9 protein-coding genes are annotated in these 8,084 nt (G+C 63.0%); 2 read left to right on the top strand and 7 right to left on the bottom strand.

All coding sequences use genetic code 11. The annotated features are described in order from the left end of the window. The 7 genes from VMA74_RS14685 to VMA74_RS14655 all read right to left on the bottom strand — a co-directional run. Nucleotides 1-304, bottom strand: a 304-nt coding sequence (locus tag VMA74_RS14685) for a glycosyltransferase family 2 protein (protein ID WP_325368232.1), incomplete at its 3' end; no start/stop codon positions are given. Then, nucleotides 301-1,551, bottom strand: a complete 1,251-nt coding sequence (locus tag VMA74_RS14680; RefSeq protein WP_325368230.1) for an O-antigen translocase — start codon at nt 1,549-1,551, stop codon at nt 301-303. The genes VMA74_RS14685 and VMA74_RS14680, both read right to left, overlap by 4 nt. Continuing rightward, entirely contained in the window at nt 1,548-2,660 is a 1,113-nt protein-coding gene (locus tag VMA74_RS14675) for a DegT/DnrJ/EryC1/StrS family aminotransferase (protein ID WP_325368228.1), read from the bottom strand. The genes VMA74_RS14680 and VMA74_RS14675 overlap by 4 nt, the downstream gene beginning before the upstream one ends. Nucleotides 2,661-2,707: 47 nt before the next feature. Continuing rightward, the gene (locus tag VMA74_RS14670; RefSeq protein ID WP_325368226.1) at nt 2,708-3,643 is read right to left on the bottom strand and encodes a GNAT family N-acetyltransferase; all 936 of its coding nucleotides are present in this window, start codon (nt 3,641-3,643) and stop codon (nt 2,708-2,710) included. Continuing rightward, nucleotides 3,630-4,583, bottom strand: a complete 954-nt coding sequence (locus tag VMA74_RS14665) for a hypothetical protein (RefSeq protein WP_325368224.1) — start codon at nt 4,581-4,583, stop codon at nt 3,630-3,632. The genes VMA74_RS14670 and VMA74_RS14665 overlap by 14 nt, the downstream gene beginning before the upstream one ends. A gap of 5 nt (nt 4,584-4,588) precedes the next feature. Further along, nucleotides 4,589-5,254 carry an acetyltransferase gene (locus VMA74_RS14660; RefSeq protein ID WP_325368222.1) on the bottom strand — a complete coding sequence of 222 codons (666 nt, stop codon included), beginning with the start codon at nt 5,252-5,254 and terminating at the stop codon, nt 4,589-4,591. Next, nucleotides 5,239-5,676, bottom strand: coding sequence for an FdtA/QdtA family cupin domain-containing protein (locus VMA74_RS14655; RefSeq protein WP_325368220.1), 438 nt, complete (start codon nt 5,674-5,676; stop codon nt 5,239-5,241). The genes VMA74_RS14660 and VMA74_RS14655 overlap by 16 nt, the downstream gene beginning before the upstream one ends. Before the next feature lie 292 nt (nt 5,677-5,968). Here VMA74_RS14655 and VMA74_RS14650 point away from each other — a divergent pair, with 292 nt between their 5' ends. Then, nucleotides 5,969-6,541 (top strand): cytochrome b, encoded by a 573-nt coding sequence (locus VMA74_RS14650; RefSeq protein WP_325368218.1) that lies wholly within the window; start codon nt 5,969-5,971, stop codon nt 6,539-6,541. Between the two features lie 31 nt (nt 6,542-6,572). Next, on the top strand, nt 6,573-7,919 hold the full coding sequence (locus tag VMA74_RS14645) for a cytochrome C (protein ID WP_325368217.1): 1,347 nt from the start codon (nt 6,573-6,575) through the stop codon (nt 7,917-7,919). The last annotated feature ends 165 nt before the right edge of the window (nt 7,920-8,084 follow it).

The following is an 8,084-nucleotide window of genomic DNA, read 5'->3' as shown; positions in this document are numbered from 1 at the left end:
AATCGTCGCTGGCGCCCAGGCGCAGGAATTCACCACGCGCGCGCGCCGCCAGCTCGTTCAAGCTTGCCGCGATGCCGCGGTTTTCCTCATGGCGCACGTATTCCACGCGCAGCCGATCGCCGTAGCGGGCGGCCCACTGCGCGATGCGTTCGCCGGTACGGTCGACGGAACCATCGTCGATGATGACGACCTCCTTGGCCGGATACGGATCCTCCAGCACGCTGTCCAGGCAGCGTTCCACGAAGCGCTCGTGGTTGTAGGCCGGGATCAGCACGGATACCAGCGGCTTGGCTGCCGTCGTCATAACGCCCCCAGGTAACGTCGCGCAACGACCACGTTGAACACGAAATAGAACAGGTAATTGACCGCAAAGGCGTACATGGCGCCGATCAGGCCGAACCATGCGGTGAACACGTAAACCAGGGCCAGGTAGGTGAGCGCGAACACGCATTCGGAGATCACGAACAGCCGCGTCATGGCCTTGGCCAGCATCAGGTAAGACAGCATGAACGAGGCGATCTTGATGACGTCCCCGAGCAGTTGCGGGCCGTACAGGGCATTGGCCGCCGAGAAGTGCGCATTGAACAGGATGCGCGTCACCCAGTCGCGCAGCGCGTACACCAGCGCCGCCAGCAGGATCACGGCCGGCAGCAGCAGGCGATAGGCGTGGCGCAATTCGGCCGCCAGCGAGGCGCGCCCGTGCGTGGCGGCGAGTTTGGGCAGGTAATAGATGTTGATGGCGGTGGTGAGAAACAGCAGGTAGGCATCCGACACTTTGCTCACCGCCTGCCAGTAACCCACCTGCTCCCAGCCGAATTGTAAGGCCAGGTGATTGCGTACCGCGATATTGATCAGCGGCGGCAGCAAGGCGGAGGTGAGCGTCATCACCGAGAACGCCGCCAGTTTCAGGCTCATCTCGCGATCGAACCGCATGCGCAGCATGCTGCGTTGGAAGTACGGGCTGCGCCGCCACACCGGCAGGCCTACCACCAGCAACAGCAACTGCCCCACCACCAGTGCCAGCAGCACGCCATACAAATGCAGCCAGCGCGACAGGCCTACCGCCATCATCACGCTCAGCGCCGAACCCAGCACCTGCACAAAAGCCAGCCGGCGCACGTCCATGAAACCGTTGATCACGGCCAGGATATAGTTGGCCAATGCGATGCCCAACTGCGCGATCGCCAGCAGGCGGATCAGGTTTTCGTAGCGCGCGTCGCCCAGCAGCCACAACGACAGCTGCCTGCTCAGCAATAGCGCGGCGCAGCCCATCAGGCAGGAGGCGATCAACGCGTACCACAAGGCCGCCGCCAACAGGCGCGAAAGCTTTTGCGCATCGTGGCGGTATTCGGCCACGTATTTCACGATGCCCGCGCTGATGCCGCCACCGGCAAGCACCGCCAGCAGCGACATCAGGCTCATGAATTGCCCCAGCTTGCCCACGCCTTCCGGCCCGGCCAGCCACGCCACCAGCTTGATCACCACCAGCCCGGTCAGCAACCGCGCCGCGGTAGCAAGGCTGGAATAGAAGCCGGCGCGCACGATATTCATGCGCCGCACTCGAAGGATTGGCAGGCGGCAATCACGCGGTCGACCGCTTCGTCGCACAGCGTGGGCCCAATCGGCAGGCTCAGCACCTCCCGGTGCAAGCGGTCCGTCACTGGCAGCGGCAGCTCGCGCAAAGCGGAATAAGCCGGTTGCCGGTGCGGCGGTATCGGGTAATGCACCTGACTGTGAATGCCATGCGCGTGCAGATGCTTCTGCAAGGCATCACGCTGCGCACAACGCACCACGAACAGATGCCACACGTGCTGCGTTTCGCCCTGCACGATGGGCAATTGAATCTGCGGATGACGGATGCCTTCGAGATAGCGAAGCGCAACGTGACGGCGATGCGCGATGTCGTCATCCAGGTAGTTGAGCTTTACGCGCAGCAGCGCGGCCTGCAGTTCGTCCAGGCGCGAATTGATGCCGCGGTATAGGTGGTGGTATTTCACCTCCGAACCGTAGTTGCGCAGCGCCGCCACGCACTCCGCCAGCGCGCTGTCGTTGGTGGTGACGGCACCGCCATCACCCAGCGCGCCGAGATTCTTGGCCGGAAAAAAACTGAAACCCGCGGCATGCCCGAACGCCCCTGCCCGGCACCCGTCGTTTGCCGCGCCGTGCGCCTGCGCGGCGTCTTCGATCAGCAGCAGGCGATGACGTTCGGCAAGACCGGCCAACGCCGGCATGTCGGCCAATTGTCCATACAAATGCACCGCCATGATGACGCGCGTGCGCGGGCCGATCGCCGCCGCCACACGCAGCGGATCGATGTTGAAGCTGGCCGGATCGGGCTCCACCGGCACCGGTACCAGATCGTTTTCGGTGATAGCGAGAAAGCTCGCGATAAAGGTATTGGCGGGGACGATCACTTCGTCGCCGTCATGCAGCGCACCCAGCTCCTTGTAGGCGCGCAAGATCAGCGACAGCGCATCCAGCCCGTTGCCCACGCCAACGGCATGGCGCACGCCGCAGTACTGCGCGAACTCCTGCTCGAAGGCGGCCAGCTCCTGGCCAAGGATGTACCAGCCCGAATCGATCACGCGCGCGGCGGCGGCTTTCAGTTCGTCGGCGTGGCGGGCGTTGATGGCCTTGAGATCGAGGAAGGGGATGTGCATCAGGGCGTCATTGCTTCCAAGCGGACGCGTTCGCGGCAGATCCTTCATCACAACTCCCACTCATAAAAATCATGCACCACGGCGCGCGCACCGAAATATTCCTTTTGCGTGATCAAGCCGCTGTTGAGCACCTGCCCTTCCTGTTCCGTCGACACGCCGAACGAGAAGTAATGGCGGTTCGCATAGGTCTGTTCGACCAGCTCGGCCAGCAGCAGGTTGAGCGCATTGCGCTCCCGCCCCGCTTCGGACGCCGCCAGGTATTGCGTATGCACGGCGCGGCCAAAGTCATACACCAGCACGCCGGCAAGCAAGGCATCGCCCTCGCGCGCTTCATGCAGCACGATCTGCTGCGGAAACCGCTGCTGCAGCAAATGCAGCTCCGCCAGGCTGTGCGTGGGGGCCACGTTGTAGCGGCTGCGCAGCACCGCTGTGACCAAGGCATGGAAGTCCGCAAGATCGGCCGCCGGCTGCAGGCATATGGCGGATTTGCGCGCCTTGTTGACCGCGCGCCGGCGCCCATCGGTAAATTCGAAGGGCTCGCGCAAGGCGATCACGGAGGAAACGTCGCGCCGCGCCAGCCGCGCGCCCAGCCGATGCAAGGCGTACAAGTCCTCGTCCGCCGGATATGCATGGAAAACATGCGGCACCGCCTTGTATACAAGGCGATCCACGCCCAGTGCACGATAGTGCTCGCCGATGCGCTCGAACACTTCCAGGGTCCATTCGGTACGCATGGCGCGCGTCATGATCAAGCCCGCATAGCTGAGGCCGCCGTGGCTGCTCACCGTGTTGCCTTGGCGGTTGGCAGGCAATACCGCCAACACCTCGCCGTTGCGCTCCACCAGCAGCGAGCAATCGGCGAAACGGTGGGCGTGGTAATCCATGTAGCCGCGCCGGTGCAGCAGGTTGCCGTTGCGCGATTGCCCGACCACGGCGTCCCAGCGTGCCGCATCGTCGGGTACATAGGCTTTAAGCGTGAGCATGGGCTTCACCGTCTTTGTGCAACGTCACGGCCTCGGCCACGCCGAAACCGTCCACGCCCATGTCGTTGCCGTTGTAGAACATCAACCAGGTGTCGTCCTGGCGAATCAGGGCGGGATAGCACAGTGTGCGCGAATCCCAGCCGCTGGCCGACAGGTTCAAGCCCAGCGCTTCGTCATGGCGTTGCCAGTGCACGCCGTCATCGCTCAGCGCGAGGCCAGGAAAGTATTCACCGGTGACGTTGCCGCGCGTGAAGTACATCGCATAGCGACCATCGATGCGATAGACGCGCGGACGACCGATGCGGTACTCGCTGCCCTGTGCAAGCAGGCAGACCTGGTCGGCGCGCGGTATCGCCTGCAGCGAACTGGCCTCGGCGTAACGGATGTGGTAACGCGGATACGGCTGGCCGCCAATCGTCTCCCAATCGTCACCCACGGCATACCACAGGCGCCAGCGGCCGTTTTCCCACATGGCCGAATGCACCGCGGCGATGGTGCTGCGGCCCGGCGCCCGATCGAGGATGGGCGTCTCCTGCACGCGCTGGAAACTATCGCCGCCGTCGGTGGAAACGGCCAGGCCGGTAAACGCCAGGAACTTGGCCTTGGCCACGCGTTGAAAGCCCACATAGAACATATGCAAGCCGCCCGGCGCATCGACCACGTCGCCCAGGATCATGCCGTTGTCGTCAAAGCAACCGTCGCGACCGATGTCCAGCACCGGCTCGGGACTAACCCGCAACACCACCATCGGATCGTGCGCCCACACGTCGACGTAGCCGATGCGGCTGACGCCTTGCGCATCACGAAAGCCCGCATACACGCGGATGGCTTCCTCATCCAGCCGATACGGCGTGGGCGTCAGCGCCGAGTGCTGCATCCACCCGCCCACGCCATGCCGCGCAGGCTCGAATACCAGTCCACGCTTGGTCCAGGCGAACATGGCGCTCAAAGCCTTACGTCGAGGCTGGAGCGCCCGGGCAAGGCGCGCGCCGGCGAACCGACGTAGACCTTGCCTGGCTCGGTATCCTTCACCACCAGCGCGCCGGCGCCGATCACGCAATCGGCGGCCACTTTCACGCAATCGTTGAAGGTGGCGTTGACGCCAACGAAGCTGTGCGCGCCAATTTCGCAGTAGCCGGAAATCACCGCGTGCGAGGCGACGAACACGTTGTCGTGCACCACCGTGCGATGGCCCACATGATTGCCGCTCCACAACACGCAGTTGTTGCCGATGCGCACGAACGGCTGGATCACGTTGTTTTCGAAGATGAAGCTGTTCTCACCCACTTCGGCATTGCGCCACACGAAGGCGCGTGAACTCACATAGGTGGCGCAGCGGTAGCCCTTGCGCTTGGCCTCCTGGTACAGCCGCGTGCGCAAGCGGTTGAGCTGGCTGGCCGGCACCGCCACGAAGGTCTCCACGTCCGATGGCGGGTAACTTTTCTCCAGCTCTTCGAACGCCACGATGGGGCGATCGGCCAGGCTCGATTGGCTGAGGTACTCGCGCTCCACGCTGAAGGCAACGACCTCGTAGTCGCTGTCGTGCTGGAAATATTCGCAGGCGATTTGGGCAAACTCGCCCGCGCCGATAAGCACTAGCGGCTTTGGCATGCGGCCACCTCCCCTAGCGACACCGGGCTGTTTACCTCGCGCAGGAACGCGTCGTAGTTGGTGATGTAGTCGGCGGGGTCGTATAACTGGTCGGCCAGCACCATCAATACGCAGTCCTCGCTGAAGTCGTACATTTCGCGCCACACCATGCTTCCCAGCAGCAAGCCTTGCGACGGATCGTCCAGCACCACTTCCACCGGTCCGCTGCCGTCATCCAGCAGGAACGTCACCGAGCCGCGCACCGTCACCGCCAGCTGGTTGAGACGACGATGCGCATGCTGGCCGCGGTGCACCCGGTTCTTGGTGGCGAACAGGTAATACACGCGCCGGATCTCGAACGGCACGTTGCGGTCTTTTTCCAGGGCGATGAGCATGCCGCGCTCGTCGCCGTGCTGCTGCAACTGGACTCGCTGGATTTGCATTAGGTGGACCGGCTGCGGTTGGGTGATCTTCGCAGTTGAGTGCCGGCCGTCCTGGGAAAGGTTGCGTTGGTCTCCCGCCATCCGAAACACGTAGGCTGGGATGGAATTCCAGCGTGTATGGGCATGGCGATGCCGGGATTTCATCCCAGCCTCCGAAATTGCGAAGCGGCATCAAGCCAAAAAAAGACCACAACCTTTCCGGTTTTATTCCGCACTCACCCGCATAAACCTCTTCAACGCCGCGCCGCTAGCGGGTTGAAGCGCACTGTCATTACAGGTTACGGGGAGAACGATGGCGATATCCAACGACATGGCCGACAACACCGCAGTGCAGGCGCGGCCGCGCAAGCTGGTGCTGGTGCATTGGCTCACCGTAGCGAGCCTGCTCGCCGCAGCGGCGGCCATCCTGCTCCGCGATGAGGTTTCGGCGCGCGCCGCAAGAGCATGGCTGCTGGAAATCCACCGTCACTTCGGCCTGTTCGTGCTTGCCTTGTTTTTCATACGCGTGGTGGTGCGCGCGCGCAGCGGTTCGCTGCCCTCCACCGGGGGAAATTCCTGGCCGATGCGCGCGGCCGCAACGCTGGTGCACATCGCTTTATATGCGCTGCTGCTGGTCCAGCCCTTGCTGGGCTGGGCGCTCAGCAATGCGCAGGACAAACCCGTGCACCTGTTCGGCTTGACGCTGCCGGCCTTGGTCGCCGCCGACGAAGACCGCGCCGATACCTTGCAGCAATGGCATACCGATGCCGCCTGGCTGTTGCTCGCCCTGGTGACGGTACACGTGCTGGCAGCGCTTTGGCATCACTTCGTGCTGCGCGATGGCGTGTTGCGCGCCATGTGGTGGCGGCGCCAGCGCGATGAATGACTTTCGATACGGATCAAGACAAGGAGATCGCATGCAACCTTCGCTGCACCAACGCCCGCCGAGCCGGCCCAGCAAGCTGCATCGCTGGTATGGCCTGGCCGCACTGCCGCTGCTTACCGCCCAGACGGCGCATGCGGTGCCGGCCTATGCCCGCCAGACTGGTTCGGCCTGCGCGGATTGCCATGCGGGCTCCTACGGACCGGCGCTGACGCCGTATGGCATGCGCTTCAAGATGGGCGGCTATACCGATACGGATGGCCAGGGCACCAAGATTCCCGCCGCGGTCCAGATCACCGGCACGCGTACCGTGCCGGCGCAGGGCCAAAGCAGCAACGTGCTGAGCGAAGCGGACATCTACCTGGCTGGGCGCGTGAGCGACCAGGTCGGCGGCTACGTAAAGATCCAGGACAACAACAACGGCCAGGACAAGTTCCACACGCAGTTGAGCGACGTGGACCTGCGCTACGTCGCCAAGGATCTCAAGCTGGGCAACCAGCAGGCATTGGTTGGCGTCAGCGTCAACAACAATCCTGGCTTCGACGATCCGGTCGATGCATTGCCGGCTGCCACCAACAACGGGCCACCGACGGTATCGGGCACCTTGCTCAATCCTTCCAGTTCGAACACGCTGGCGCACCGCGTGATCGGCGCCAGCCTCTACGCGCTGCTCAACGAAAACTGGTACGGCGAACTGGGTACCTACAACGCGCTGCCGACTTCGCTGCAGTACAACCTGGGTTATTCCCTATCCGGCGACCCCGGCAGGCTCAGCGATACGGTGTACGCGCGTTTTGCGTACATGCGCGATTTCAAGCGTCAGTTCGTTTCCGCCGGCCTGGTCGGGCTGACCACCGAACGCCAGCTGCCGCGCAGCGGCCCAAGCGAACACCTGACCGATGTCGGTTATGACGTCACCTACCAATACCTCGGCAACCGCGAAAACATTTTCCAGTTTGCCTATGTGAACATCATGGAGCGCCGCCGCTATGCGACCACACCGTTCGGCCCTGCACCAGGCCTGGTCGCGCTATCGAACGGCGTGGTGCACGATCAGACGGCGACGCTCACCTACACCTTCAAGCAGAGCTATGGCGTGACGCTTGCCCATCTCGTGAGTACCGGTACGCACGACGTGGTGCGCTTTACGCCGTATGGCGAGCCGGATACGTCCAGCAATTCGTTCACCGTGTTCTGGACACCTTTCGGCAAGGACGACTCCTTCACCTCCATCGCCAACTTGAAGCTGGCCGCCACCTGGTTCCGCTTCAACAAATTCAACGGCAGCAGCGTGAATGTGTTTGGCGCACCGGTGGGCAGCCCGGTGACCGACGCGAAGGATCTCAATGCGTTCTTGCTGTTTGCGAGTGTGGCGTTCTAAAAAAAAACCGATACAGGAATCGACGCGCGCTGGGATGCAATCCCAGCTTTCCCCGGATAGCGCGCTGGGATTTCATCCCAGCCTACGTGCTTCAGCAAACACGAGCAGGAGTTGATGTAGTGAGTCAATCAGTTTTGCGACGGATGTCGCGCGGTTTGGTAGTAG

The sequence above is a fragment of the Dyella sp. genome, from assembly GCF_035508675.1.
Taxonomy (GTDB): Bacteria; Pseudomonadota; Gammaproteobacteria; order Xanthomonadales; family Rhodanobacteraceae; genus Dyella_B.
Note: the sequence above shows the minus strand (reverse complement) of the source record. Positions and strands in the feature narration are given on the sequence as shown.